Source organism: Micromonospora sp. NPDC023644, assembly GCF_040640115.1.
Classification (GTDB): domain Bacteria; phylum Actinomycetota; class Actinomycetes; order Mycobacteriales; family Micromonosporaceae; genus Micromonospora.
This window is the reverse complement of record NZ_JBFABA010000019.1, coordinates 14,912-41,626: the sequence shown is the minus strand read 5'-3', so window position 1 is coordinate 41,626 and position 26,715 is coordinate 14,912. Positions and strand designations below refer to the sequence as shown.

19 protein-coding genes are annotated in these 26,715 nt (G+C 72.7%); 14 read left to right on the top strand and 5 right to left on the bottom strand.

Annotated elements, in window-relative coordinates:
* Nucleotides 1–169 precede the first annotated feature (169 nt).
* The 5 genes from AB0G08_RS16480 to AB0G08_RS16460 all read left to right on the top strand — a co-directional run bounded on the left by AB0G08_RS16480 (nucleotide 170) and on the right by AB0G08_RS16460 (nucleotide 4,895).
* Nucleotides 170–991: a hypothetical protein gene (locus AB0G08_RS16480; RefSeq protein WP_358088130.1), complete on the top strand. Its 822-nt coding sequence runs from the start codon at nucleotides 170–172 to the stop codon at nucleotides 989–991.
* A gap of 489 nt (nucleotides 992–1,480) precedes the next feature.
* Nucleotides 1,481–2,272: a class I SAM-dependent methyltransferase gene (locus AB0G08_RS16475; protein WP_358088127.1), complete on the top strand. Its 792-nt coding sequence runs from the start codon at nucleotides 1,481–1,483 to the stop codon at nucleotides 2,270–2,272.
* 54 nt (nucleotides 2,273–2,326) lie between these two features.
* A complete protein-coding gene (locus AB0G08_RS16470; RefSeq protein WP_358088124.1) occupies nucleotides 2,327–3,328 on the top strand; it encodes a hypothetical protein in 1,002 nt (333 codons plus the stop codon).
* Nucleotides 3,325–3,978 (top strand): hypothetical protein, encoded by a 654-nt coding sequence (locus tag AB0G08_RS16465; protein ID WP_358088121.1) that lies wholly within the window; start codon nucleotides 3,325–3,327, stop codon nucleotides 3,976–3,978. Before AB0G08_RS16470 ends, AB0G08_RS16465 begins: the two co-directional genes overlap by 4 nt.
* A gap of 14 nt (nucleotides 3,979–3,992) precedes the next feature.
* Nucleotides 3,993–4,895 carry an inositol monophosphatase family protein gene (locus AB0G08_RS16460; protein WP_358088118.1) on the top strand — a complete coding sequence of 301 codons (903 nt, stop codon included), beginning with the start codon at nucleotides 3,993–3,995 and terminating at the stop codon, nucleotides 4,893–4,895.
* A 6-nt stretch (nucleotides 4,896–4,901) separates the two neighbouring features.
* Here the strand turns inward: AB0G08_RS16460 and AB0G08_RS16455 are convergent, their stop codons facing one another.
* The gene (locus tag AB0G08_RS16455; RefSeq protein ID WP_358088115.1) at nucleotides 4,902–6,134 is read right to left on the bottom strand and encodes an SLC13 family permease; all 1,233 of its coding nucleotides are present in this window, start codon (nucleotides 6,132–6,134) and stop codon (nucleotides 4,902–4,904) included.
* A 96-nt stretch (nucleotides 6,135–6,230) separates the two neighbouring features.
* Here AB0G08_RS16455 and AB0G08_RS16450 point away from each other — a divergent pair, with 96 nt between their 5' ends.
* The 6 genes from AB0G08_RS16450 to AB0G08_RS16425 all read left to right on the top strand — a co-directional run bounded on the left by AB0G08_RS16450 (nucleotide 6,231) and on the right by AB0G08_RS16425 (nucleotide 18,002).
* Nucleotides 6,231–12,020 carry a TIR domain-containing protein gene (locus AB0G08_RS16450; RefSeq protein ID WP_358088112.1) on the top strand — a complete coding sequence of 1,930 codons (5,790 nt, stop codon included), beginning with the start codon at nucleotides 6,231–6,233 and terminating at the stop codon, nucleotides 12,018–12,020.
* A gap of 179 nt (nucleotides 12,021–12,199) precedes the next feature.
* The gene (locus AB0G08_RS16445) at nucleotides 12,200–12,445 is read left to right on the top strand and encodes a hypothetical protein (RefSeq protein WP_358088110.1); all 246 of its coding nucleotides are present in this window, start codon (nucleotides 12,200–12,202) and stop codon (nucleotides 12,443–12,445) included.
* Between the two features lie 218 nt (nucleotides 12,446–12,663).
* Nucleotides 12,664–13,518, top strand: a complete 855-nt coding sequence (locus AB0G08_RS16440) for an alpha/beta hydrolase (protein ID WP_358088107.1) — start codon at nucleotides 12,664–12,666, stop codon at nucleotides 13,516–13,518.
* A gap of 171 nt (nucleotides 13,519–13,689) precedes the next feature.
* Complete coding sequence (locus AB0G08_RS16435) at nucleotides 13,690–15,723, top strand: hypothetical protein (RefSeq protein WP_358088105.1); 2,034 nt, start codon at nucleotides 13,690–13,692, stop codon at nucleotides 15,721–15,723.
* Nucleotides 15,724–15,883: 160 nt separating this feature from the next.
* Nucleotides 15,884–16,924 (top strand): hypothetical protein, encoded by a 1,041-nt coding sequence (locus AB0G08_RS16430; RefSeq protein ID WP_358088103.1) that lies wholly within the window; start codon nucleotides 15,884–15,886, stop codon nucleotides 16,922–16,924.
* 295 nt (nucleotides 16,925–17,219) lie between these two features.
* Nucleotides 17,220–18,002 carry a hypothetical protein gene (locus AB0G08_RS16425; RefSeq protein WP_358088100.1) on the top strand — a complete coding sequence of 261 codons (783 nt, stop codon included), beginning with the start codon at nucleotides 17,220–17,222 and terminating at the stop codon, nucleotides 18,000–18,002.
* 128 nt (nucleotides 18,003–18,130) lie between these two features.
* On the opposite strand, the gene AB0G08_RS16420 is transcribed toward AB0G08_RS16425, so the two are convergent.
* The 4 genes from AB0G08_RS16420 to AB0G08_RS16405 all read right to left on the bottom strand — a co-directional run bounded on the left by AB0G08_RS16420 (nucleotide 18,131) and on the right by AB0G08_RS16405 (nucleotide 23,026).
* On the bottom strand, nucleotides 18,131–19,450 hold the full coding sequence (locus AB0G08_RS16420) for a M23 family metallopeptidase (protein ID WP_358088097.1): 1,320 nt from the start codon (nucleotides 19,448–19,450) through the stop codon (nucleotides 18,131–18,133).
* Nucleotides 19,451–19,731: 281 nt separating this feature from the next.
* Complete coding sequence (locus AB0G08_RS16415; protein ID WP_358088094.1) at nucleotides 19,732–20,958, bottom strand: MalY/PatB family protein; 1,227 nt, start codon at nucleotides 20,956–20,958, stop codon at nucleotides 19,732–19,734.
* A gap of 117 nt (nucleotides 20,959–21,075) precedes the next feature.
* Nucleotides 21,076–22,056, bottom strand: coding sequence for a DUF2804 domain-containing protein (locus AB0G08_RS16410; RefSeq protein WP_358088091.1), 981 nt, complete (start codon nucleotides 22,054–22,056; stop codon nucleotides 21,076–21,078).
* A 103-nt stretch (nucleotides 22,057–22,159) separates the two neighbouring features.
* Nucleotides 22,160–23,026: an amidohydrolase family protein gene (locus AB0G08_RS16405; protein ID WP_358088088.1), complete on the bottom strand. Its 867-nt coding sequence runs from the start codon at nucleotides 23,024–23,026 to the stop codon at nucleotides 22,160–22,162.
* Nucleotides 23,027–23,128: 102 nt separating this feature from the next.
* On the opposite strand from AB0G08_RS16405, the gene AB0G08_RS16400 reads away from it, so the two are divergent.
* Genes AB0G08_RS16400 through AB0G08_RS16390 form a run of 3 tightly spaced genes read left to right on the top strand, consistent with a single transcriptional unit; the run spans nucleotide 23,129 to nucleotide 26,665 of the window.
* Complete coding sequence (locus tag AB0G08_RS16400; RefSeq protein ID WP_358088085.1) at nucleotides 23,129–24,352, top strand: M20 family metallopeptidase; 1,224 nt, start codon at nucleotides 23,129–23,131, stop codon at nucleotides 24,350–24,352.
* A complete protein-coding gene (locus AB0G08_RS16395; protein ID WP_358088082.1) occupies nucleotides 24,349–25,380 on the top strand; it encodes a Gfo/Idh/MocA family oxidoreductase in 1,032 nt (343 codons plus the stop codon). The genes AB0G08_RS16400 and AB0G08_RS16395 overlap by 4 nt, the downstream gene beginning before the upstream one ends.
* Nucleotides 25,367–26,665 (top strand): ABC transporter substrate-binding protein, encoded by a 1,299-nt coding sequence (locus tag AB0G08_RS16390; protein ID WP_358088079.1) that lies wholly within the window; start codon nucleotides 25,367–25,369, stop codon nucleotides 26,663–26,665. Before AB0G08_RS16395 ends, AB0G08_RS16390 begins: the two co-directional genes overlap by 14 nt.
* Nucleotides 26,666–26,715: the final 50 nt, after the last annotated feature.

The window sequence follows — 26,715 nt, the reverse complement described above, 5'->3', positions numbered from 1 at the left end:
ACGAGCTGCTCGAGCGTAGGCCGCCGGTCGCAGGCGTTTCGGGCATCACGACCGGTTGATCGCGCTCTTCCAGACTGGCGGTGCGAGCGCGAACGGCTAAATCCGCCGTGCCCGTTGTTTGCCCGATGGGGCGGACGATGAGGGGCGACGGCGGTACTGAAGGAGCTAGATGGCGCAGCTCGAAGGATCGGGTCAGATCGTGATTCTCAATGGCCCACCGCGCTCTGGGAAGTCCAGCATCGTCGTCGCGATCCAGGGCACGTTCGAAGGCGTCTGGATGAACCTGAGGGTCGACCACTTCAAGCAGATGACCCCGGCACGGTTCCAACCCGGAATCGGGCTGCGACCGGGCGGTGAGCGTCCCGACCTTGAGCCGGGTGCGGAAGCCGTACGACACCAGACGACCGGCCTACCGTCTACAAGCGCTCGCCGTCAACCGTTAGCCTGCCGCAGGCGGCACGGGCCAACAGGGAGACGGACTATGGGCGTCTGGGACGTCAAGCGTGATGAGGGGCGCAATCACTGGAGTTTCGTCCCGATGGCCAGCGTGGGGCCGCTCCAGTTCGGGATGAGTTCCGACGAGGTGGTTGCGGCACTAGGCGGCGGTGAGCGATCCGGCAGGGGCTGCGGTTCGTGTCGTGGAGAGTCGTTTGAGACGTTCACCGATGCGGGCGTCAGCGCCTACTACACGGACAGGACGCTGTACTGCATTGCCGTGGACGCACTCAATGGACCACAGGTCGCGCTCGATGGCGTGGCGTTGGTCGGTCGCGTGCCCTCCGAAGTGGAACAATGGGCATGGGGTCAAGCTGATAGGTGCGGACGAGAGCTGCGTTATACGCACGCTGCGGACCCGGAGTTGGCGGACCTTGGCTTGATCATCCGAGCTCAGCGGGCTGGCGACATCGTTCTCAGCCGCCCCGTCTTCCTCAAGGAGCGGGCAGAGGTCACGTGGGACTACGTTCCCTCAGAAGAGTGGCGCACTTTCTAATGGTGTAGCGGTGAAGGTCGCGGATGCCTGGTCGATGAGAGTGCGTGCAATGGTGTCGGCGTCCGCGCTTGCGGCAGCGCGGCGGTGAGCGTCATAGCGCGCTCTGCCCGTCTGACCCAGCGAGCCCATCTGTCTTACCTGCTCAGAACAGATCGGAACCTCCGGTCTGCACTTCGGACCACCACCGGTTCTGGCGTCTATCGCCCATCGACGACGCTCTGATCGATCACGTCCAGGAGCCGCAGGACCGGGCAGTGCGTTCCTTGCGGGTGCTGGTGTGCACACGGGCTTTGTCGGCGGCCAGGTCCACCAGTAACGGCGCTTGCACGGCGTGCGGATGCCGCTGCCGGCGCCTTGGCCGCCCTGCGCTCCCTGTTGCCGCGCCGGTGGGTGCGCCCACCGTCGCGGCGGTCATGCCAAGCGACGCCGGGTGGTGCGAGGCTGGAGGTGGTCGCCGTCGCCGAAGGTGGCGCCGCAGCGGAGGGTGCGATGGCCGAGCCACCGACCGGGGCCCCGTCGGGCAGCGCGCAGGCGCACGGGCGGCGCGCCAACCGGCGGAGCTACCACGACGGTGTGCAGGTCAACGGGTACGTCGACGACCCGTACCACCGGGTCCGCCGGGCGGTCGCGGCCCGGTTGATGGTCGACGACATCCGTGGGGGAGCGCCGGTACTCGAGTTGGGCTGTGGTCCGTGCAGCACGCTCGACCCGGCGCAGCTGCCCGTGCCGCTCGTGGTGGCGGACGTGGCCGAGGCCGCGCTGGGTGCGGCCCGCCGGGCCACCGCCGGTCGGGCGCTGCCGGTCTGCCTGGACGCCACCTGCGCTCTGCCGTTCCGCACCGGCAGCTTCTCCGGGCTGCTGACCGGTGAGTTGATCGAGCACGTCTACGACCCGGTCGCGTTGCTGCGGGAATGTCACCGGGTCCTCGCCCCGGGTGGGCTGCTGGTGCTCACCACGCCGAACCTGGCGACCGTCCAGGACCGGCTGGCGTTCCTCGCCGGCCGCGCGCCCCGCCAGGTGGATCCGCTGCACCCCTACCTCTGGTTGCACATTCGTCCGTTCACCGCCTCGCTGCTGCGGCGGGTGCTGCGGCGGGCCGGGTTCGCACCGCTGACGCTGCGGTCCAACCACGTCGGGTGGCGGCTGCCCGGCGGACGCTGGGTCACCTCCCGGCTGCTCGCCCGGCTCGCGCCGGGGCTCGGTGGCTCGCTGATCTGCGCCGCCCGGCGGCTGGACGAACCACCTTCGCCGCCGGACGCGGGACTCGGGAGCAGTGCGTGATCAGGCATTGACATAGGGCTATCATGGGGACTCCGTCATCGACCGGGAGATGTCATGGCCGGCCTCCTCGCCTGGGTCGTCAGGAATCTCGACGCGTTCATCGGGCTGCTCCTGGCACTGACCGTCGCGTTCCTCGGGGTCAACAACGGCGTCAGCCAGGAGGTGGTGAACAGCGCCATCCTGCTCGTGCTCGGCCTGCTCGCCCAGGCGCTGCTGCGCGACCGGCTGCGCCGGGAGACCGCCGAGCGTGAGGTGCGGCAGGTCATCCGGGACACCCGGGACCGGCTCGCCGAGTTGGTGCCGCAGATGCACGAGATCACCGGTCCGGAGGGGGCGCTGAACCGGGCCCGGGAGGCGATCGACAGCATCTCCATGGTCCGCGTCCTGCACGGCAGCGAGGTCGGGCAGGCCCTGGCCGACGCCCGTCGGCACACCGACCGGTGGAGCTTCAAGGGCGGTACCGGCACCTACACCCGGGCGGTCACCCTGCCCGAGTGCCTGGAGCACGCTCGTCGGCGTAACGCCACCCTGCATTTCGCCGTCGAGATCATCGACCCGACTGACGAGGAGGTCTGCGAGCGGTACGCACGGTTCCGGCGCAGCCTCGCCCCCGACGCGCCAGGCGAGCGGTGGACCGTCGACCGCACCCGCAAGGAGTCCTACGCGACCGTGCTGGCCGCCTGTTGGCACCGGCAGCGCTCCGGGCTGCTCACCATCGACGTCCGGGTCTCCGCGCAGATGACCACCTTCCGCTACGACCTCTCCTCGAGCTGCGTCATCGTGACCCAGGAGAATCCGCAGACCCCGGCACTGAGGATCGACCGCAGGGAGCTCTACTACAACCGCTACAACATCGAGTTGCAGTACAGCCGTGAACAGAGCCGGCGGGTGCCGATCGAGGCTGCCGGGCAGGTCAAGCTCGACGACGAGCCCTCCGTGGAGCAGGTCCGCCGCCTGTTCACCGCACTCGGGCTGCCACTACCCCGGTCCTTCGGCGACCGCGAGGTCGCCGACATCGTGAGCCGGGCCATCCAGGCGAGGAACCCGTACGCATGATGAGCTACGCCGACCTCGAACGTGAGATCGACCGGGGCACCCGGCCGGAGCTGCTCCGCGACTGGATGTTGGGCGTCCTCGACGACGTCGCCGAGGGGCAGCGGCCGTTGCTGGCCGTGCGGCACCCACTCGGCTTCACCTGCCTGCCGGTGAGCCGTACCGGCGCCGACGGGATCTGCGTGCACGCCTGGCCGGCCGAGCCACCGATCGTCCAACCGACCACGTCCCCCGTGCACTCGCACAGCTGGGACCTGCTCAGCCACGTGCTGCACGGCCGGGTCCGCAACGAGCTCATCGAGGTGACCGAGGCGTCCGCCGACCCCGCCTGGCGGGTGTACGAGGTGCACAGCCGGGGCGACGTCGACGAGATAGCGGCCACCGATCGGCTGGTGACGGCGGCGACCGTCACCGTGGAGACGTACTGCGCGGGCAGCTCGTACGCGCTGCCCGCCGGTGGCTTCCACACCTCGGAGGTGGACCCGGGGCAGCCGGCGGTGACCGTGGTGCTCGGCCGGGCCGCGCCCGGCTTCTGTGACCTGAGCCTTGGCGCCGTGGGCGGACACCGCCACCGGATACGCCGGGACCGCTGCGACGTGGCGGAGACCGCTCGGATGGCGCGGCAGATCGCTCGACTGGTGGCACGGGGCTGACGGTTGGAGGAACCATGGACGTGGAGCCGGGCAGACCCGGGCCGGACCTGCGTGACGCACATCGTTTCGCGGTGGAGGTCGCTCAGGCCGCCGGGCGGCTGGTGCGCCGGGGCACCCGGGGCGAGTTGCACGCTCGGGCCAAGAACGCCACCGGTGACCTGGTCACCGACCTGGACCTGGCCGCCGAACGGCTGATCGTCGGCCGGATCCGGGCCCGCTGGCCGGAGCACGGCGTGATCGCCGAGGAGGGCGGGGAGTACGCCGCCAACGACTCCTGGGCGTGGCTGGTGGACCCGCTCGACGGCACCAACAACGTGGCGATCGGGCTACCCACGTACGTGGTCGGGATCGCACTCTGCGACCGGGGTTCGCCGGTGCTCGGGGTGGTGCACGACCCGGTCGCCGGCCGCACCTGGTCGGCCGTTCGTGGTCAGGGCGCCTTCGTGCACGTCGACGGCCCGGTCGGCCAGCCGCTGCGCCCGCGGCACCGGCCGGTGCCGCCGGCGCCGGTGCTGGCCTGGACCCAGGGATACGAGGTACGCCGGGACGACAGCACCGCCCGGGCCCTCAAGGTCGTGCTCGACTCCACCGCCCGGCGGGTGCTGCAACTGTGGGCGCCGCTGCTGTCCTGGGTGATGCTGGCCCGGGGCGACATCGACGGCATCGTCGGCTACCGTCCGGAGGCGGTCGACCTGCCGGCCGGGATGCTGCTGGCTGCCGAGGCCGGCATGGTGGTCCGGGCCCTCGACGGTGGCTGCTTCGACGACCGGTACGGGTGCCCCGCCGACCGGCGCAGCTTCGTCGCCGGCCCGCCGGAGACGATCGACCGGCTGGTCAAGCTGGTGACCGCGGCACAGTGGATCGAGCCGAAGGTCCGCCATCTCACGCCGATCGGCCTGACCACCGTCGGTTGGTGAGGCTGGTCAGCCCGACGGGGTGACCAGCAGGGCGGCGACGCTGGCGGTGGTGGCCAGTACGGCGAGGACGGCGCTGGTGGCCACGAACCGCCCCAGCGGGACCGCGACCCCGGCGGCCCGGCAACGCTCGTACCAGATCAGCGTGGCCAGCGACGCCCACGGGGTGGCGAGCGGGCCGACGTTGGTGCCCACCAGCAGGGCCAGCAGCTGGGTGTGGTGGTTCACGGCGATGACCGCCTCCCCGGCCACGTACGCGGGCAGGTTGTTGACCACGTTGGCGAAGAGAGCACCGACGGCGCCGGCCCGCAGCGCGCCCTCGGCGCCGGGGTCGTTGCCGATCAACGCACCCATCACGGTGTCCAGTCCGTGCCGACCGATGGTCTGCACCACCAGGAACAGCCCGGTGACGAAAACGAGCAGCCGCCAGGGGACCAGTTGGAGTCTCAGGCTGCCCCGGGCGCGGACCGCGAATCCGGCGACCAGGATCGCGGCGGCGACCCCGGCGGCGATTCCGATCTCGACCTCGGCGAGGATCCCGGTGACGAACAGCAGACAGGCTACGAGCGCGGTGCGGTGGAGCACGGGGTCGGACGGCACGTGTGGCGGCGGTGGCACGAACGGGTCGGCGCCGGCCCGCGCCGGCCGCCAGTACCACCACCAGAGCAGCAGCATGGTGATCGCGATGGCGACCAGTTGCGGCCACCACATCCGGGCCGCCCACGGCAGCGGGGCCAGCCCGATCCGGTCGCTGGCCAGGATGTTGGTCAGGTTGGACACGGGTAGCAGCAGGCTCGCCGTGTTGGCCAGCCAGACCGTGGTCATCGCCAGTGGGGCCGGCGGCACACCGAGCTTGCGGGCCAGAGCGATCATCACCGGGGTGAGCAGGACAGCGGTGGTGTCCAGGTTGAGCGCGATCGTGGTCACCGAGGCGAACCCGACGCAGAGCCAGAACAGCGCGCCGAAGTCGCCCCGCGCGGTGATCGCCATCCGGGCGGCGAGCGCGTCGAAGACCCCGGCCACCGCGGTCAGCTCGGCCAGCACCACCACGGCGCCGAGGAAGAGCAGGATGGGCAGGATCCGGCGTACGGTGGCCTCGGCGTCCGCGCGGGGGAGGAGGCCGGTGAGGACGCAGAGGACGCCGCCTGCGAACAGGCCGATCGCGATCCAGTCCAGTACGTGCAGCCGACCCCAGGAGGATCGGTCCGGGGCGGCCGACGGTGACTCGCCGGTGGTCTCCACAAGGCACGATCCTCGCACACCGTCACTCAGCCGGAGGCGACCGATTCGACCGCGCATGGTGGCGACGGGTTGACCGTGAGTGGTCATAATGGCGAGGTGGCTGTAGGCGCGCAACCGACCCGGTCCGACCGCCCCATCGACTTCTTCGTCAGCTACTCGCCCGCCGACGAGCGCTGGGCGACGTGGTTGGCGTGGGAGTTCGAGGCCGCCGGCTACCGCACGATGCTCCAGGCGTGGGACTTCGTGGCCGGCACCAACTTCATCGACTTCATGGACCGGGGGGTCCGGGAGGCCGCGGTCGTGGTGGCAGTCCTGTCCGAACGCTACCTGCACTCCACGTACGGCAAGCTCGAGTGGCAGGCGGCGCTGCGTGCCGATCCGGACGGTACCGGCAACAAGCTGGTCACCGTCCGGGTGGAGGACTGCCCGATCGACGGCCTGCTCGCCACCATCACGTACGTCGACCTGGTCGGGGTCACCGACCCCGTGCAGGCGCGTTCCCGGGTGCTGGACCGGATCCGGGAGGCGCTCGACGGCCGTGCGAAACCCGTCCGGCAACCTGCCTTCCCGCACCATCCGGCAGACCCGGCCGGGGTGCTTTCCGCGCCCGTCGCCGGCCCGCCCGCGCCGCGCCGGGCCCGCCGTACGCCGATCAACCCGCCACCGTTCCCCGCCGCCCCGGCGACGGTGCCGACCTCGCGGACGGCGCTGACCGTGCTCCAGGTGGCCGGACCGCGGTTCGGTCGGGGCATGATCGAGCCGGGCGCCCCGGTCACCCCCGGAGAGCTCCAGGAACACCTGATGGGTGATCTGACCCTGCTGATGAACGACGAGGTTCCCCGACCCGACCTGTTGGTGGTGGCGGGCAACCTGACCGAGTCCGGCAGCCCCCGTGAGTTCTCCGACGCGCTGAGTTTCCTCACCGGGCTGCGGGTGCTGCTCGGGTTGGAGCCGCACCGCCTGGTCGTGGTGCCCGGCCCGCGCGACGTGACCATGGCCGCGAGCCGCGCCTACTTCGCCACCTGCGAGGCGGACGACGTCGACCCGCAGCCGCCGTACTGGCCGAAGTGGCGGCACTACGCGCGGCTCTTCGACGACCTCTACCAGGGTCTCGAGGACCGGCTCTTCGACAGCGAGCAACCCTGGACGCTGTTCCCGGTGCCCGACCTGCGGCTGGTGGTGGCCGGGTTGAACTCCACCATCGCCGTCACCCACCGTGAGGAGGACCGCTACGGCTTCCTCGGCGAGGCCCAGTCCACCTGGTTCGCCCAGCGGCTGCGTCACTACCAGCAGTCCGGCTGGCTGCGGCTGGGCGCGATGGCGCACGTTCCCGGCCCGCGCACCCCGTACGCCGACGAGATCGCGGTCCCGGACGGGGTGACGCTGCGCGACCGGGGATCGTTCAACCGCCTGCTCGGGCCGATGCTCAACCTCCTGCTTTCCGACGCCGTGGCGACCGGTGCCCAGGTCGACCCGGTGGTGCCGCTGGCCACCGCGTCCCGCGACGGCAGGGCGCAGGTGCTCCGGCTCGCCGCTGACGGGATGACCCGCTGGGTGCTCGGCCGCGACGACCGGCGCGAGGTGGGCGGGTCGACGGCCGTGAGCTGGCCCCGCGCGGAGGCGACGTTCGGGGCTGCCGGGCCGGCCCAGGTGCCCGACCCGCGGCTGCCCACCGCCGTCGAGGGGCCCACCCAGGAGGCGACTGCCACCACGTCGGCCGTGGCCCCGACGGCAGCGCTGGACCGGCTGCTCGACCGGCTGGCCGAGGTCTGCGAGGCGCGTCACGACCGGGTGCTGGTCCGCCGGGTGACGGTCGAGCCGCCGCACCTGTTCGTCACCTACCGCGCCGACGGGGTGGTCCGGCAGCAGCGGGTCGGGGCGTACGTCGGCACCCCGAGCGCCGCGGACCTCGACCACTTCGCCCGGCGGGTGCACGCCGCCGACCCGGACATCACGTCCGAGCTGGTCTACGACGGCGACCGGGTCCCGCGCGGACTGGCCGAGGAGGCACAGCGGCGCGGCGTACGGGTGCTGCACCTGACCGAGTTCCAGGGGCTGCTCGACCTGCGTGAGTACGTTGCCGCGCAGACCGCCCGGTTGCAGGCCGACCGGCTCTATCCGCCCGGCCAGTACGTGCCGCAGCGCTATCGCCACCTGGTCGGCGCCGACCAGCAGGTCCGCGAGGACGTGGTGGACCACCTGCTCGAGGTCGCCGCCGCGCCGGACGGCCGGTTCGTGCTGGTGCTCGGCGACTTCGGCCGGGGCAAGACGTTCGCGTTGCGCGAGGTGGCCCGCCGGTTGCCGACGGCCGCCCCCGACCTGATCCCGATCCTGGTGGAGCTGCGTGCGCTGGACAAGGCGCACTCGGTCGACGGGCTGGTCGCCGCGCACCTGGCCAACCACGGCGAGCAGGTGATCGACCTGAAGGCGTTCCGCTACATGCTCCGGCAGGGGCGGATCGTCCTGCTCTTCGACGGCTTCGACGAGTTGGTGGCCCGGGTCACCTACGACCGGGCGGCGGACCACCTGGAGACGTTGCTCCAGGCGGCCGAGGGGAACGCCAAGATCATCGTGAGCAGTCGCACCCAGCATTTCAAGACCAACTCGCAGGTGCTCACCGCCCTCGGCGAGCGGGTGGGCATGCTGCCGCACCGGCGGGTACTGGCCGTCGAGGACTTCACCCCCGGGCAGATCGAGACCTTCCTGCGGCACCGCTACGGCGGGGACGAGCGGGCGGCCCGGGAGCGGATGAACCTGCTCGGCGGGGTGAAGGACCTGCTCGGGCTCTCTCGTAACCCGCGCATGCTCGGCTTCATCGCCAACCTCGACGAGGGACGGCTGACGGCGGTGGCCGGCGCGGGCGGCACGTTCAGCGCGGCCGCGCTCTACCGGGAGATCCTGGAAGCCTGGCTGGACTTCGAGGAGCGGCGTACCCAGGGCGTGCCGGGTGCGCCAGTCAGCCTGCGTCGCCCCGAGCTGTGGCGCGCGGTGAGCCGGTTGGCTTTCCAGCTCTGGGAGAGCGGGGAGTCGTACCTGCGCCTGGCCGAGTTGGCCGAGGCCGCCGGGCAGTTGGCCGGGTTGGCAGAGTCCCAGCTCTCCGGATCGCAGGCGACGCACGCGGTGGGGGCGGGCAGTCTGCTGGTCCGCACCGACGACGGCCTGTTCGGCTTCATCCACGCCTCCGTGATGGAGTGGCTGGTCGCCGCGGGGATCGCCGCCCAGCTCAATCAGGGCGAGGATCCGTCGGCTCTGGCGGCGCGCCCGCTGTCCACGCTGGCCGTGGAGTTCCTCGGCGACCTCGCCGACTCGGCCCGCTGCACCGCCTGGACGTCCCGGGTGCTCGGCGACGAGGCAGCCGGCGAGACGGTCCGGGCCAACGCGTTGCGGCTCAGCGCCCGGCTGCGGCTGCCGGACCGGGCCGACCTACGTGGCGCGGTGCTGCGCGGTGAGGACCTGTCCCACCGGGAGCTGGCCGAGGCGGATCTGACCGGCGCGGACCTGACCGACACCCGCCTGGTCGCCACCAACCTGACCGGGGCCCGGCTGACACACGCCCGGTTGCGCGGCGCCCGCCTGGACCAGGCTCGCCTCACCGGGGCCGATCTGCGCGCGGCCGATCTGGTCGGAGCCCGGCTGTTCCGGGCCGACCTGCGCGACGCGCGGGTGGCTGGCAGCAGCTGGCACCGGGCCGCGCTGATCGACGTGAGTGCCGACGCGGCGCTGCTGCGCGCGCCGGAGCTGCGCGGCGCCGTGGTCGCCCCGGGCCGTCCGGTGACACCGGGCCTGGCCCCGTCCGCCGTGGGCGTCTCGTACGGCTTCGAGGTGGGCCGGCTGCCGTTGCCGGCGGCGTACAGCCCGGACGGCACGGTGCTCGCCGTGGGCAGCGACGACGGAGGGGTGCTGATCTGCGACACCACCACCGGCCTTCCGGTGCGGACCCTGCAGGGCCACCGGGACCGGGTGTACGCGGTCCGATTTGACGCCGCCTCGCATCACCTGGTCACCGGCTCGGCCGACCTCAGCGTACGACTGTGGGACGCGGACCACGGCGACGTGCGGCACGTGATCGAGGATGTCTTCGCCGGCTGGGTGTGGCCGTTGCTCACCGACGGAGCGCGGGGCCGGCTGGTGGTGGGCGACGCGGCCGGTGTGGTCCGGCTCTACGACACCCGGACCGCCCGGCTGCGCCACGAATGGCCCGGGCACGCCGCGCCCATCTGGGGCACCTCGTTCAGCCCGGACGGGCGGCGGGTCGTGGTCGTGGACAGTGCCGGCGCGGTCCGTGGCTGGGACATCGCCTCCGGCGACCTCGTCTTCGAGGTGCGGGAGCCGGAGGTGGTCTACCGGGTGGTGCACACCCCTGACGGTCGCTCGCTGGTCGCCGTCGGGCAGCACGGCCGGGTGTGGATCCGCCGGGCCGCCGACGGGCAGCTGCTGCGGCAGCCGCGCGGCCACGAGGCCGACGTCTACGCCCTCGACGTGCACCCCGACGGCGGGCTGATGGCGACCGGCGACACGCATGGCGCGCTGCGGCTGTGGGAGGTGGAGACCGGCCGCTCGGTCCGGGTGCTGGACCGGCAACGTGGCGCGATCTACAGCGTCCGGTTCAACGCCGACGGCACCATGCTCGCCACGGCCGCCAGCGACGGCGCGATCCAGCTCTGGACCACCGCCGACGGCCAGCTCCGGCACGAGCTGAGCCGGCACCGCGGCTCGGTCTGGCCGGTGGTGTGGCGGCCGGACCAGGCCCAGGTGGCGACCAGCAGCAACGACGGCACCACCCGGCTCTGGGACGCGCGGAGCGGGCAGCTTCAGCACACCCTGCGTGGGCACGGGCGGCGGGTCACCTCGCTGTCCTTCCGCGACGACGGCGAGATGCTGGCCGCCTGCGGCAACGACGGTGTGGTGCGGCTGTGGGAGCCGCGCACCGGGCGGCTGGTCCGGCAGTTCACCAGCCCGGCCGACCGGCTGCTCTCCGCCGTGTTCTGTCCGGGTGAGCCGCTGGTCGCCGCACCGAGCGGGGACGGCGGCGTGCACCTGTGGAACACCGACACCGGGGTCGACGAACGCGAGCTGAACGTGGACACCGACCATGTCTGGGCGGCCGCGTTCAGCCCGGATGGCGATGCGCTGGCCACCGCCAACGACGACGACACCGTCCGACTGTGGTACCGGCGTACCGGCCGGCACTTCGCCACCCTCACCCCGCACCGGGGCCGGGTCCGGGCGGTCGCGTTCAGCCCGGACGGCGAGGTCATCGCCACCGGCTGCGACGACCAGCTCGTCCGGCTCTGGGACGCGGCCACCGCGACCTGTCGCCGCACCTTGGAGCAGCACACCGACCGGGTGTACGCGGTGAGCTTCAACAGCGAAGGGACGCTGCTCGCCAGCGCGAGCAACGACGGCACCGCCGTGGTGTGGGACGCCCTCACCGGCGAACGGCGCGCGGTGCTCACCGAGCACACCGGCCGGCTCTGGTCCTGCGCGTTCAGCCCGAACGGCGCGCTGCTCGCCACTGCCGGGGACGACCTGATCATCCGGCTGTGGGATCCGGGCACCGGTCGGCTGCACGGCACCCTGGCCGCGCACACCCGGCGGGTCTGGTCGGTGGCGTTCAGCCCGGACAGCAGCATGCTCGCCAGCGCCGGTGACGACGGCACCGTCCGGCTCTGGGATGTCGTGGATCCGGAGCACGCTCAGCTGCGCGCCACCCTGATCGGCCTGCCCGACGGCTGGGCCGCGGTCAGCCCGGACGGGCGGTACAAGCTGGATGGTGATCCGGGCGGTCAGTTCTGGCACGTCATCGGCACCTGCCGGTTCGAGGTGGGAGAGCTGGACCCCTACCTGACGCAGGTGCGTCGACTCCCGGTGGACGCCCCGTTCTGACTGGTCGGACCCGTCGACGTGCCCGCTCAGGTCGCCGGCAGCCCGACGTGGTTCTCCGCGAGGCTGCCTCGAAGACGTCGGGGCTCCGCCCCGAACCCCGGGCCCTCCTCGGAAAACCGCCGCTACTGGCACACTGCCCAGATGGCTCACGACCTGGCGGAGCGCGATGGGGGTGAGCGGTGAGGTTCTCGCGCGCATGGGCAGCGACCGGGCGGGGGCCGTACGGGCTGGTGCCGGGCGCCCGGCGGCTGCTGTTCCAGCACGGCAGCGACGACGAGGTCGTCTACGTGTCGGAGGGGCGGCGATTGTTCCACGCGGCCGCCGAACTCAAGGAGTGGCGCGAATACCCCTGCGGACACGACACCTCGACGCCGCCTCAGGCCCGGGCCGACCGGCTGCGGCTCTTCACCGCCACCGCGCAATAGATTCGGTGTCCGGCGGTGTCCGGAGCGCGCATGGGTGAAGGGGTCCTGCGGGCTGACGGCGTACGGCAGGCTCGTGCCAGGCAGCAGTAGGTCGCCGGCTCCGACCGACAGCGGTCCTGATCTTTGCCGGATCCCTGAGTGGGCGCTGGTGTCGAGGCGGCGGGCGACGTTGCGCGCGTAGCGTGGGCCGCAGTCGCGCAGTGTCCTGGAGGTTGACGATGCAATCGACGGCCCACTCGTTCCGCACGCCCGACGGCGTGACGCTCGGCGTCGAGCACTTCGGCGATCCGGCGGCGCCCCTCGTGCTGCTGGCGGGAGGCGCGACGATGCTCTCCTGGCCCGACGCGCTCTGCGCGGCGCTCGCTCGCGGCGGACGTCACGTCGTGCGCTACGACCTGCGCGACTCCGGCGCGTCGACAACTGTCGATCCCGAGGCGCCGGCGTACACGCTGCGCGACCTCGCCGCCGACGCCGCCGCGCTCGCCCGTGGCCTCGACCACCGGCCGGCGCACCTGGCCGGCATCGGCGTCGGCGGGATGGTCGCCCAGGTCGCCGCGCTCGACCACCCGGAGGCGTTCTCGGCACTCACCCTCGTCGGGACGCGGCCCGTCGCACCGGGCCCGGTCGACGACGACCTGCCCGACCACGACGCGGCGACGCTGGGCCGGCGGTTCGCGCTCCCGATGCCCGACTGGTCGGACCGCGCCTCCGTGGCGGAGTTCGCCACCGCCGGCGCAGAAATCCTCGGCAACGACCCCGCCGCGGCGCGCGCGACCGCCGAGCGCATCTTCGACCGTACGCCGGGCAGGGAGCCCGCGGTCCAGCTGGCCAACCAGCTGGGCATGGTGTTCTCCAGGCTCGACTGTGAGCCGCGCTGGCGCGAGCGCCTGCCCGAACTCGCGACACCGACGCTCGTGGTGCACGGTCGTCGCGACCCGTTCTTCCCGGTCGGCACCGGCGAGGCGCTCGCGCGCGAGATCCCGGGCGCGCGGCTGCTCGTGCTCGAACACGCCGCGACCGCGATCCCCGACGCGGCCGCCGACGAGGTCGCCGCGGCGATGCTCGCGCTGTAGGCGTCGTCACGCAGGTGCGGGGGCGGCGCGCTCCTGCTCCTCGTTGCGGTGGGGGGATCAGGACGGGCAGCTCTTGCCGGGATCCATTCACGAGCGTAGGAAGAAGGCCACGCTCCACCATCGTCGTCGGCCCCTGCGCCGGACGACCGTCCAGTGTCGGAGGAGATGCGCGTGTCCACACCCCGACGGCTCCGTCTCGCCGTGTCCGTGCTGGTGACCGCAGGCGCCGTTTTCCTGGGCGCGGCAGCCGCCGCGGCGCCGCCGGCGGCTCCCGCACCGGCCGGGCACCGGGCCTGCGACCCGATCGACCCGACGGCCTGCCTGCTGCCGTTCCCGAACGACTACTTCACCGTGCCGGATCGGAGCAGCCCGACCGGCAAGCGGGTGCGGTTCGCGGCCTCCGCGATGCCCGCCAACGCGCGGGGGAACCCGATCGACCCGACGGAATGGAACCGGCAGGACGGGTTCAGTCCCGGTTCGCCGATCCTGGTCCGCGTGCCCGGCCTCGACGCCGCGGCGACCGGGATCGCGCCGGTCACCGACATCGGCCGCTCGCTGGCGCCGGACGCGCCGATCGTGCTGCTCGACGCACGGACCGGCAGGCGCACGCCGTACTGGGCCGAGCTGGACGCGCACGCGGCCGGCCAGCCGGACCGGCAGTTGCTGATCATCCGGCCGGCGGTGGCGCTGACCGAGGGCACCCGGTACGTCGTCGGCCTGCGTGGCCTGCGCGACGGCACCGGAGCGCTGATCCCGGCGCCGAAGGGGTTCACGGCGTACGTGACCGGTGCCGGCCTCGACCATCGGGACCGCCGTGTCCCGCAGATGAAGCGGACCCTCGCCGACCTGACCAAGGCCGGCGTCCAGCGGCACAGCCTCTACCTGGCCTGGGACTTCACGGTGGCCAGCCGGCACGGTCTGACCGGGCGGATGCTGGCCATCCGGGACGGCGCGTTCGCCGCCCTCCGCCGCGCCGCGCCGTCGTTCACCGTCAACAAGGTGACCGACTACCCGCCGGAGCAGGAGCCGCTGATCGCCCGGCAGGTGACGGGCACGATCGACGTACCGTCCTATCTGACCGGCGACGGCGGGCCCGGCTCCCGGCTGCACTACGGGCCGGCCGGCGGCGGCGGGACGCCACCGACGCCGAACGCGCTGCCCACGCCGTCCGGCGCGACGGTGGCGGCGGACTTCGTCTGCAACATCCCGCGCAGTGCCTCCGCCGCGAAGCCGGCACACCTCTCGCTCTACGGCCACGGCCTGCTCGGCAGGCCGACCGAGATCAACGCCGGCAACGTCAGGACGATGTCGCACACGTACGACTTCACCTTCTGCGCGACCAGCTGGACCGGCATGGCCGCCGCCGACGTTCCCTACGTGGCCGGCGCCTTCACCGACCTCAGTGCCTTTCCCTCGGTGGTGGACCGGTTGCAGCAGAGCTTCCTGAACTTCCTCTTCCTGGGCCGGGCGATGATCCACCCGGGCGGGTTCGCCGCCCACCCGGCGTTCCGGGACGCCGCCGCACGGCCGCTGATCGACGTGGCCGGCGGGCTGCACTACGACGGCAACAGCCAGGGCGGCATCAACGGCGGCGCGCTCACCGCCATCGCACAGGACTGGACCCGGTCGGTGCTCGGCGTGCCGGGGATGAACTACTCCACGCTGCTGCAACGCAGCGTGGCCTTCACCCCGTTCCAGACGATCATGGACGGCCACTACCCGGACAAGGTCGACCAGCAGTTGATTCTCGCGCTGCTGCAGATGCTGTGGGACCGGTCCGAGGCCAACGGGTACGCCCGGCACATGACCGACCGGCCGTTGCCGGGCACCCCGGCGCACCAGGTGCTGATGCACGTGGCCTTCGGCGACCAGCAGGTTTCCCCCGCCGCGGCGGAGGTGCAGGCGCGCACGATCGGCGCCCGCCTGCACACCCCCGCGCTCGCCGACGGCTGGTCATCGGACGTGCGGCCGTACTGGGGCATCGCGCCGATCCGCAGGTACCCGTACACCGGCTCGGCGATCGTGGTCTGGAACAGCGGCGCGGCGTACGCGCCACCGCCGACCAACCTCGCCCCGGCCGGGCCGGAGTACGGCGACGACTCGCACGAGTTCCCGCGCGCCCAGGCCGGAGCCCAGAAACAGAAGGCGGTGTTCCTGCTCACCGGCAAGGTCATCGACGTCTGCGCGCGGACGCCCTGCCCGTGACGCGGTGACCGGTCCCGCCACGGGGGCACGGCCGCAAGCAGATACATGTCTGTGGATCAATGCCGACAGACCACTGCCCGGCGGCGGGTCAGCGCCCTAGCGTCACCTGTGCCGGGCCCGTGGCGGATGGCCACCCGGGCCGGCTCCTAAGGAGGATCGGGTGCGAAGGCGTTACGGCATCATCTCGGCGGCCACCGCCATGCTCTGCGGGCTCACTCTGGTCGGCACACCGGCACAGGCGAGCACGACCACGCCGAACGGCATCCCGCTCGAGGCGGAGGCGACGTTCCACGGCCGGCCGATCCGGGACGCGGCGGCCGCGCAGACCCTGGCCGACGCGTACTGGACGCCGGAGCGGATGCGATCCGCGACGCCGCTGGATCCGCCGGTGGGCGAGGAGGAGTTGGCCGGGGAGGCCGAGGACCGGCCGGGTCGGGTCGGCGAAGCGCGCTCGGGCGCGGAGCCGATCGGTCCGCGCGGCACTGGCACGGCGATCCCCGGTGCACCGGTCTCGGCCCGGAACGCCTCCGCCGGGGCGGGGATCCAGTCCGTCAATCCCTCGCCGGGTGTCGGGCGGGTCTTCTTCACCGACGCCAACAACGAGGACCATTTCTGCTCCGCCAGCGCGGTCAACACGGTCAAGGCGAACCTGGTCTCCACCGCCGGGCACTGCCTGCACCCCGGCGACGGCTCCGACAACTGGTACACCAACTGGGTCTTCGCCCCGAACTACGCCGACGGCCCGTCGAGTTGGGGGCTGTGGAGCGCCCGGAGCATGACCTCCACCAAGGGCTGGGTCGACCACGACATCCTGTGGTGGGACTACGGGTTCGTCACCGTGTGGCCGCGCAACGGCAAACGACTGGTGGATGTGACCGGCGGGGAGGGCATCAGCTTCAACTACCCCCGCAGCGTCGCCGTCACCCTGCTCGGCTATCCCGGCGCCGCGCCCTTCGACGGCAGGTGGCAGCACTACTGCCAGAGCACGACGCAGGCCGCCGGAACGCAGCGCGTCAAGCTCGTGGACTGCCCGCTGAACGAGGGCACCAGCGGCGGGCCGTTCCTGCGGGCCTGGAACAACTCCCAGGGCTTCGGGTACGTGAACTCGGTGGCCTCGTACAAGTTCTCCGGCAACATGTACGGCCCGTACTTCGACGAGGACGTCGCCGACCTCTTCGACTACGCGAAGGCCAAGAACTGACCGGCGCCGGCCGGCGGGCCAGCCGCACCGGGAGCTGAGGCGTTGGCCGTGGTACCGGCTGCCACGGCACCGCGTCGAGTTCCTCGGCCGCCCAGGTGGTGTCGATCACCCCTGGGCGGCCGACCCGGCCCGGCCGGTCCACGGCGTGGCCCGTGACATGATGGCGCCCATGGGGAAACAGCAGGATGTCGGCGGACCCGACCGTCACAGTGCGTCAGGTGCCGCCGCGGACGGCGCGACGGGTGGTAGCGCCGTCGCGCGGCTCGCCGTCGCGCAGGACCCCACCACGTCACAGATGACCCTCATCGACCTGGCGTCCGATGCGTCGGTCGAGGTCCGCAAGGCGATCGCCACCCGCACCGACGCGCCCGCGCAGGCGCTGCGGCCGCTGGCCCGGGACCATGATCGTCATGTCCGGGAGGCCGTGGCGAGGAACCCCTCGACCTCGGTCGGCAATCTCCTGCTGCTCGTCAAGGACGCCGACCGGTGGGTCCGCTGGGCGGTCGCCGGCAATCCGGCCTGCAACGAGTCGGTTCGCCGGGTGATGGCGGAGGCTCCCGACAAGGAGCTTCGCGGTCTCCTCGCCGAGACGCGCGAACTGGAGCCCGAGCTGGCCGCGCGGCTGGTCGACGACGTCTCACCCGAGGTGCGGGAACGACTCGCCACCCACACCCACGACCCCGACGTGATCACCGCCCTGATGGCTGATCGCACGGCGCGCGTACGCAAGGGACTCGCCCGCAACCCGCGGACCACCGCCGCCCAGCGCAGCGCGCTCGCCCAGGATCCCGTGGCGGACGTCCGCGCCGCGCTGGTGCTCGCGGTCGAGCTCGACGAGGCGGACCTGCGACGCCTGGTCGACGACCGCTCGGTGCAGGTGCGGATGGCGGTGGCGACGTCGGAGCTGGTTCCGGCGCACATCCGGCAGGCGCTCGGCAGCGATCCCGACGAGCTGGTCGCCGGCGCGGCGCGGGACTTCCGCCCCGGGGCGGGCAGCGCCGCGGTGGTACGGGCTCCGCGCATCGGCCACCGGGCCTCCGGAACCGGCCGAGGTCGACCCGGCGGCGCCCGCCGCTGAGGCGGGTGGAGCCGCCGTCATCCGATCGCACGAAGGGCGGCAAAGGACCCGCCGTCGAACCGTGGACCCCACGCGGATCACCGCGGTCGCCGCGGGGACCTCCCGCGCGGGAGGTCCCCGCCAGCGGTTCAGGCGGCGTAGATGTACTTGTTGTTCCCCACCGCCAGCACGGCCGCCGTGAAGCCGCGGACCCCGCTGTTCAGATTGCGCCAGCCGGTGCTGCTGGCCGTCTCGTGCACATAGCCGCCGGTGACGCTGTAGACCAGCTTCGTCCCGTTGAAGTGCAGCGCGGCCAGGGCGGTGCCCTGTGCGCCGGAGACGCCGGTCCAGAGGTTGCGCCAGCCCGCGTTGCTGGCCGCTTCGAAGATCCGGCCGCCGTTGAGGGTGTAGACGATCTTCGTGGTGCCCGCCGCGATCGCTGCCACCGCCAAGCCCGGAATGCCGGTGTTGAGGTTGCGCCAGCCGTTCGCGCTGCTCGCCTCGTGCACGTAGCCGCCGACGATGCTGTAGACGTACTTGATCCCGCCGATCTCGATCGCCGAGATCGAGGCGGAGCTCACCCCGCTGATGCCCGTGCTGAGGTTGCGCCAGCCGTTGCCGCTGCTCGCCTCGTGCACCGCACCACCGACCACGCTGTAGACGAGCTTCACCCCCTGCCAGTGCAACGCGGCCAGGGCGGTGCCCTGTGCGCCGGAGACGCCGGTCCAGAGGTTGCGCCAGCCCGCGTTGCTGGCCGCTTCGAAGATCCGGCCGCCGTCGAGGGTGTAGACGATCTTCGTGGTGCTCACCCCGATCGTGGCCACCGCCGACCCGGTGACCGCACCCTCGCTGCCGGAGACCGGCAGGGCCTGCCAGCCGTTGAAGCTGGGCGCCTCGAACACCTGACGCGACTGCTGGCCCGGATTCTGCGCGATGTAGACCAGGGGGCTGATTCTGGTGCCCGAGGGGTCGATCATGTGCCAGTGCAGGTGCGGGCCGGTCGAGCTGCCCGAGCCGGGTGCCCCGGCGGCACCGCCGGACCGACCCACCACCGTGCCCGCGCCAACGCTGGCACCGTCGGCGAGCAGGAACTGCGACAGGTGCATGTACTGACTGCGGTAGCCGTCGCCGTGGTGGATCGTGACGGTGTGCCCGCCGGTGCCGTTGTAGGGGATGTTCTGGATGGTGCCGGCGCCGCAGGCGGGCAGTGCCGTGCCCACGGCCATGCCGTAGTCGATGCCGCCGAGCGAACCGCGGCGGAGGTGGCCCTCCCAGGTGTCGGTGACCGGGTATGCGCTGAACGGGTTGTAGATCGCCGGTGCGGCGTGCGCGGTTCCGGGAATCAGCACCCCGCCCACGGTCACGGCGCCCGCGCCCAACGCCGCGGCGCGCAACACGGCACGGCGGCTGATGCCTGATCCGCCCTCGTCGCCGCCCCCGCAGCAACCGGATCCGTCATGCTGGTCCATGGAACTCCTTCGGTGATCACGGGTGCACGCGTCCACAGCCGCGGCGGTCCGATGGGGCGTCGTGACGGTTCCGGCCGGTCGGGGTACTCCACGCACCGGACGATCTGCCCGCCCCGATCGACCCGGTCGGACACGCTCGTCCGATGGACCCTGCGGTGCCGGAGCCGTCCGGTCGATCGATCGATCGGTCATAGTCATTGCCGTTGGTCGGGCGGCTGGTGCCCGGCCGGCGAGCGGCGCACCGACGGCGACCTCGTGCGGGGCGCCGATGGCGAGCGCCCTCAGCCGACTGCGTCGCCCATGCGGGTGACGGCCTCGGTGAGGATCGCGGGGGAGGTGGCGAAGTTGAGTCGTACGAAGCCCGTCCCGCCGGTGCCGAAGACGTGCCCGGAGCTGAGGGCGACCCGCGCGTGGTCGAGGAACATCTTGGCGGGCCCGGCGACGTCACTGACCACGCCCGCGCCGTCGCCCGGCCGCGCCGTGTCGATGCCCAGCCCCGTGCAGTCCAGCCAGGCGAGGTAGGTGCCCTCGGGGCGGTGGTACGGCACGGAGGGGAGGTGCTTCGCCAGCAGCGTCGCGAGCAGCGTGCGGTTGCCGTCGAGACCGTCGAGGAGCAGGTCGAGCCACGGCCCGCCGGCGCGGAACGCGGCGGTGTGCGCGATGACGCCGAGGTGGCTGGGCCCGTGGCCGACCTCTTCCGGCATGCGGCGCAGGTCGGCGGCGGCCTGCGGCCCGGCGACCGCGAGCGCCGCCTTGAGGCCGGCGAGGTTCCACGCCTTCGAGGCGGAGGTCAGGGCGAACGCGTTCTCGGCGCCGGCCACCGTGAGGTACGGGGTGAAGTGGGCCCCGGGCAGCACCAGGGGGGCGTGGATCTCGTCGGCGACCACCCGCACGCCGTGCCGGTCGGCCAGTGCGGCCACGGTCTCGAGCTCCTCACGCCGGTGCACGACGCCGGTCGGGTTGTGCGGGTTGCAGAGCAGGAACGCCGGCCGGCGGCCGTGGGCCCGCGCGCGGCGGAATGCCTCGTCGAGGGCGGCGGGGTCCATGCGCCGGTCGGGTCCGAGCGGCGCCTCGATCACCTGCCGGCCGGCGTTGGTGGCGAAGGCGTAGAAGGGCGGGTAGACGGGGGAGCAGACCACGACCGCGTCGCCGGGGTCGGTGACGAGCCGGAGCACCTCGACGATGCCCATCATCACGTCGGGTACGACCGTGGTGTGCGCGACGCGGAAGTCGTGCCAGCCCCAGCGCCGGGCGGCGAAGTCGCCGAGTGCCTCGGCGTACGCCGTTCCGTACCCGTAACCGGTGTCGCCGAGGTCGATCGCGCGGCGCAGCGCGTCGGCCACGGGGGGAGCGAGGGGCACGTCCATCTCCGCGACCCAGAGCGGGAGCACGTCGGGCGGGTGCATGCGCCACTTCACGCTGGTGCGCCGGCGCAGTTCGGCCAGCGTGAGCAGGGTGAGCGGGTTCCGGGCCGCCGAGCCGTCGGCGGAGGGGTCAGGGCTCGCCATGCCGCCCACCCTAGGCCCGCGTCGAGGCGGCCGTCCGGTCCGGCGTACCGCCCGGGGAGCCCGTGGCCGACCACCCGGCGGCGGCGCGGGGCGGCCGTAACCGCGCGGATCCCGGCGCTACCAGCGGTTGCGCGCCTCCTCGGCCCAGCCGACAAGGCCGTCCAGGTCGACCCGCTCGCCGTCGTCGGCCGCCGCCCAGCCGGTGAAGTGCCCGAAGCACTGGTGCGTCTCGTTGGCGAGCACACCGAAGTTGGTCCGGGCGACCTTCTCGTGGAAGGGGTGGAACTCCACCGCCACCCGCTCGCCGCTGATCCGCCACGGCCGCAGCCAGTCGGCGCGGTCGTACTCCCACCGCAGCTCGTCGCCGATCTTGTGCAGCCGGCCGTCGACGAAGAGGCCGTTCTCGGTCGAGCCGGTGCGGTCGGTCCACCGGCCGCCGAGCTGGATCGCCCGACCCGGGCCGCTGCCGGCGGCCCAGTTCCAGCGGATCGCGTACGGCCACCGGCCTCGACCATGGTCGAGGACGGCGAAGGAGTCCGCCTCGGCGACCGGATGGTCCACCCCGTTCACCCGCAGGGTGCCGCGCACCGGGCGGCCGAGGTCCTTGACGGTGTACTGGAACCGGCGGGTGCTCCAGGGCACCACCACGCCGAGCGACTCGTGACCGGCCGGCAGCGGCACCACGAGATCGACCGCCAGGCCGGGGGCGGCGGCGAGGATCGTGGTCTCCGACGCGCTCTGGTCGATGTCGATCGAGACCCCACCGCCGCGCGCCCGCACGGTGCCCGCCCCGCTGACCGGCGGGAAGAGCGTGCCCCGGGCGAGGGGGACCACCGCGCTCCTGTCGATCTCGACCTTCGTCGCGCGGTCGAGCACGTAGATGCTGTGCACGCCCGCGTAGTCGAGCGACGAGGCGACCAGGCCGACGATGTGGGTGGGGGTAACGACTCCCCAGTATTCCCAGCGCTTGTTGCGGCCCCAGCCGCGCAGGTTCGCCCGGTGCAGCGGACGGCGGCTCCAGCCCACGGCGGCGGGATCGAGCCGCCCGCCCGGAAGGCACAGGTCGACCGGCTCGGTGATCTCGTTCTCGTGGGTCACGACCGGAGGGTATCCGGCCGGACCCGGGGGAAGGCCGCCCAGCGGCCACCGCCCGCGCCCGGACGGCCGGCACGTCGCGGCGTGCGGGTGGCACGGGGGCGGGTCAGGGGCGGGGCGTCGGCTCTCCCCGCGTGGCGGCGGCGTGGCGGTCGAGGGCGCGCAGGAGGTTGCCGCCGAGGACGGCGTCGCGGTCCTCGGCCGACAGCCCGTCGAGACCGATCGGGTCCGCCGCCTGCGCGAAGGACACGTGGTCGAGGCTGGGGGAGAAGTCGGAGCCCCAGTACAGGCGCTGTGGGCCGAAGCGGTCGAGCAGCAGGTCGACGAAGGGGCGGGCGGCATGGTGCGGGAAGGCGTGCGCCGGGCGGCTGACCGCGTACAGGCCGGAGATCTTGACCCCGACGTGGGGTAGCCGGGCCAGCCCCGCCAGGGGGGCGAGGGCGGCCTGCGCCGTCTCGCGGGTGGGCACCTCGGCTCGTTCGCCGGGCAGGCCGAGGTGGCTGAACAGCACGGTGCAGCCGTCCAGCGCGGCCAGGGCCGGGCCGAGCCGCGTGGTCGCCGTGGGGGTGGCGTTGAGGCTGACGACCGCGCGGACGCGGTTCAGCGCCGGCGCCTCGCGCGTCGCCCAGGCGGTGAACGCGTCGGCCGCCGCGTCGTCCGGAAGGTACGCGGCGGCGCCGACGAAGCCGGAGGCCAGCCACTTTCCGGTCCCGCCCGCCCCCGCCGGTCCGCCTGGTGGGACGAAGGCGACCGCCGCGATCCAGTCGTGCGCGGCGGCCAGGCGGGCGAGGTGGTCGTTGTTGCCGGCGAAGCGCGGCTCGCCCTCGTAGCCGACCACCAGTGCCCGTTCGATGCCGTACGCGCGGCGTAGGCCCTGGTAGACGGCCAGTTCGTCGCCGCCGGAGGGGGAGTGGCCGTAGCGGCCGGGGTAGCCGTCGGCGAACAGGTGCAGGTGGGCGTCAGCGCGTCGCATGGGCGGACCCTAACCCAAATCTTCGCAGGCCATTGACGCGGCGGCACCCCTGACCTAGGTTCTTGTCTCAATTAGGTCCGGATTCTAGGGCGTGAGCAAGGAGTGAACCGCGTGACGCTGCAAGGCGACAACGTTGATGAGCTGGTCCGGCTGCGGCGCCAGCTTCACCAGCACCCTGAGCTGCGGTTCACCGAGCGGCAAACAGCAGCCACCCTCGTGGAGGTGTTGCGGCCGCTGGGCCGGATCCGGACCGGAATAGCCGGGACCGGCCTGACACTGGAGATCGATGGGGCTGCCCCAGGACCCGACGTTCTTCTTCGGGCCGATATGGACGCCTATCCCGTTCAGGACGCCAAGCAGGAGCCGTACGCCTCCCGCAACCCCGGCGTCTGCCACGCCTGCGGACACGACGTGCACATGACCGTCGCCTACGGAGTCGCCGCCCGGCTCGCCGCCGACCCGCCGGCCCGGGGCTCGGTGACCCTGCTGTTCCAGCCCGCCGAGGAGATCCCGTTCGGCGCCGACTCCGGCGCCGCCGCGGTGCTCGCCCACGAGGCGTTCCGGGACCGCCGGTTCGCCGCAGTGCTCGGCCTGCACTGCTGGCCCGATTTGGCGGCGGGCGCGCTCGGCGTCGACCGGAGCACCGCGATGGCGGCGAAGGACGCGTTCCGCGTCGAGGTGCTCGGGCTGGCCGCGCACGCCGCCACCCCGGCGCTGGGGCGCGACGCCATCCTGGGCCTCACCGGCATGGTCACCACCCTGCACGCCGCCGTGGCCCGGTCCCGCAATCCCGAGGAGCTGGTCGCCTTCAACATCGGCACCATCTCCGGCGGGGCGAGCCAGAGCCAGGTCGCCGACTGCGCCGAGGCGACCGGGACCCTGCGGACCCACGACCCGGTTGTCCGGAAGCGGCTCAAGGCGGTGATCGAACGCGTCACCCGCCAGCAGGCCGCCGCGCTCGACCTCGGGGTGCGCTTCACCTGGGCCAACGAGATGCCCCCGGTGCGCAACGCCGCCGAGTTGGTCGCCCTCGCCCACGCCGAGCTGCCCGGCATCGTCGACGTCGTCGACCTGCCGGTACCGCCCCTGACCACGGACGACTTCGCACTGCTCGGCGCGCTCGGTCCGAGCCTGTACGTCAAGCTGGGCGTCACCGGCGACCGGGGCGGAGCGCCGCTGCACTCCGGCGCGTTCGACGTCGACGAGCGGTGCCTCGTGTCGGGGGTGGCCGCTCTGGAGCGGCTCACGCGAGCGGTCCTCGACGGTCGGCTGCGGGCCGGCGTCGCGGAGGCCGCGCCGGCGTCCGCCGAGGCGGTGGACGCATGAGGAACGGGCCGCGGGTGGCGGTGATCGGGGGCGGCGCGTTCGGCGCCCGGCACGTCGCCGCCTACCAGGCTCTGGGGATCCGGGTCGACGCGCTGGTCGACCCCGACGCGGCCACCCGGGAGCGGGTCGCCACCCGCCACGGCATCCCGCACACCTTCCCCACGGTCGCCGACCTGCTCGCCGCGGGCCCGCCGGACGCCGCGTCCGTCTGCGTACCCGGCTCCGCGCACCGTGCCGTCGCCGTCGCCCTGATCACCGCCGGGGTGCCCGTTCTGGTCGAGAAGCCGCTGGCCGCGACGGTCGCCGACGCCGCCGCCATCGTCGAGGCCGCCGAGGCGCACGGGGTGCTCTGCCAGCCGGGGCACATCCTGCGGTACAGCCCCGCCCACCGGGCGCTGCACGACGCCGTCCGCGCCGGCCGACTCGGCCAGGTGCTGGCCGTCTCCTCACGCCGGGACCGACCCCGCACCCTGACCCGGCTCTTCCCCGGGGAGCACCCCGCCCTGCTGACCGCCGTGCACGACATCGACCTGGCGCTGTGGTACGCGCAGTCGCCGGTGGTCGAGGTGCGCGCGGCGGCCCGGACCCGACCGGGATCGGCGACGCCGGTGCTGGTCTGGGCGGAGCTTCGACACGCCAACGGCGTCGTGTCGTCGGTCCGCAACAGCTACCTCCTGCCCGAACACACGCCCAACCACACGGCCGACCTGGTCGAGGTGTACGGCACCGACGGGGTCGGCCACGTCGATCTCGCACACCCCACCCTGCTCGTGCAGGCCGAGCGGACGGAGGCGCCGGACTGGCTGCTCTCCCCGGCCGACGGCGGCGGCGCGCTCGCCGCCGAGATCCGGCACTTCCTGCGCCGGCTGGACGGCAGCGAGCCCACCCCGGTCGTTCCTCTCGCCGACGGGTTGCACGTGGTGCAGATCGCCGCCGCCGTCGCCGACAGCGCCGCCGCCGACGGCGCTCCCCGCCGAGTTCCCCCATCCCCCTCGCTGACAGGAGCTTCTGCTGATGATCCGACGTAGATTGGCCGCCGGTGTGGTCGCCGCCGGCATGGCCGCCGCCGCGTTGCTGAGCGGTTGCGGAGGCGACGACGCCTCGGACGGTCCGGTCACCCTCAAGGTGCTGACCTGGGAGCCGGGCGGTACCGAGTACTGGAAGCAGGTCAAGACCAGCTTCGAGGCCAGCCACCCGGACATCAAGCTGGACATGCAGTCGGTGCCGTTCGACAAGTATCCCGAGGTGCAGGGCCCGTACATCACCTCGCAGTCGGGCCCGGACGTGATGGCCAACAACGCCGGCCTGGAGCTGTTCGACCGGCGCGGCGCGTACGTGCCGCTGGGCGACAAGGCCGCCGAGATCAACAAGGATCTGGTCACCTACAGCGGCGCCTGCGAGGGCTTCGACACCGCCAAGCCCTGCTACGGCGTGCCCTTCTCGTACCAGGGCAACGTCCTCTACTACAACAAGAGCATCCTGACCGCCGCCGGGCTCGACCCGGAGAAGCCGCCGGCGACCTGGACCGAGTTCAGCGCCGCCTGCGACGCGGTGAAGAAGGCCGGCAAGACCTGCCTGGCCCTGGGGCTGTCCGGGACCTTCCCCGCCTACTGGGACTTCCCGGAGATCGCCCGAAGCTACCTGAGCGAGGACGACATCCGCGGCCTGCTGGCCGGCACCCTGTCGTGGAAGGACCCGAAGCTGGTCGCGGTGCTGGAGAAGCTCGCCGAGATCACCACCAAGGGCTGGGCGAACAGCAACGCGCCGTCGATCACGATGCTCCCCGACGGCGCGGACATCTTCCAGCGCGGCGACGCCGCGTTCGCCGGGACGATCATCTCCGACGCGGTGAACTGGGAGGCGTTCGGCAAGGCCCTCGGCGACGACAAGCTCGGCGTCACCCGCTGGCCGGCAGCCGAACCCAACGCTCCGCTGGCGCAGAAGTTCTCCGGCATCGAGGGCGCCGTCTACGGCGTGACGAAGTGGAGCGAGAAGAAGGACGCCGGGTTGGAGTTCATCACCTGGCTCGCCGGCAAGGAGAACGGCGAGCTGTGGGTGAAGCACGCCAAGGGCCAGCCGCTGAACAAGAACGTCGACAAGGCCCTGCTGCCCTCCTCACCGGCCTTCCAGAAGATCCAGGAACTGGTCGCCGACCCGACCCTGCACGCCGGGGTGATGCTCTCCGGACCCGAGGCCGACGCGCTGGCCCGCGGCTGGCAGCAGGTGAGCCTCGGTCAGCTCACCGTCGACAAGTGGGCCGAGCAGATGCAGCAGGCGCTGGAGCGCAGCCCCACCAAGAAGCAGGCCAACTAGCCGTACGGGGCGGGGCGGCACACGCCCCGCCCCGCGAGCCGGAGAAGGAA

Bases quoted from the DNA above. Each gene is read 5' to 3' on its own strand.
- AB0G08_RS16480 (WP_358088130.1), top strand. From the start codon at position 170: ATGGCGCAGCTCGAAGGATCGGGTCAGATCGTGATTCTCAATGGCCCA.
- AB0G08_RS16475 (WP_358088127.1), top strand. From the start codon at position 1,481: ATGGCCGAGCCACCGACCGGGGCCCCGTCGGGCAGCGCGCAGGCGCAC.
- AB0G08_RS16470 (WP_358088124.1), top strand. From the start codon at position 2,327: ATGGCCGGCCTCCTCGCCTGGGTCGTCAGGAATCTCGACGCGTTCATC.
- AB0G08_RS16465 (WP_358088121.1), top strand. From the start codon at position 3,325: ATGATGAGCTACGCCGACCTCGAACGTGAGATCGACCGGGGCACCCGG.
- AB0G08_RS16460 (WP_358088118.1), top strand. From the start codon at position 3,993: ATGGACGTGGAGCCGGGCAGACCCGGGCCGGACCTGCGTGACGCACAT.
- AB0G08_RS16440 (WP_358088107.1), top strand. From the start codon at position 12,664: ATGCAATCGACGGCCCACTCGTTCCGCACGCCCGACGGCGTGACGCTC.
- AB0G08_RS16425 (WP_358088100.1), top strand. From the start codon at position 17,220: ATGACCCTCATCGACCTGGCGTCCGATGCGTCGGTCGAGGTCCGCAAG.
- AB0G08_RS16420 (WP_358088097.1), bottom strand. From the start codon at position 19,450: ATGGACCAGCATGACGGATCCGGTTGCTGCGGGGGCGGCGACGAGGGC.
- AB0G08_RS16415 (WP_358088094.1), bottom strand. From the start codon at position 20,958: ATGGCGAGCCCTGACCCCTCCGCCGACGGCTCGGCGGCCCGGAACCCG.
- AB0G08_RS16405 (WP_358088088.1), bottom strand. From the start codon at position 23,026: ATGCGACGCGCTGACGCCCACCTGCACCTGTTCGCCGACGGCTACCCC.
- AB0G08_RS16395 (WP_358088082.1), top strand. From the start codon at position 24,349: ATGAGGAACGGGCCGCGGGTGGCGGTGATCGGGGGCGGCGCGTTCGGC.
- AB0G08_RS16390 (WP_358088079.1), top strand. From the start codon at position 25,367: ATGATCCGACGTAGATTGGCCGCCGGTGTGGTCGCCGCCGGCATGGCC.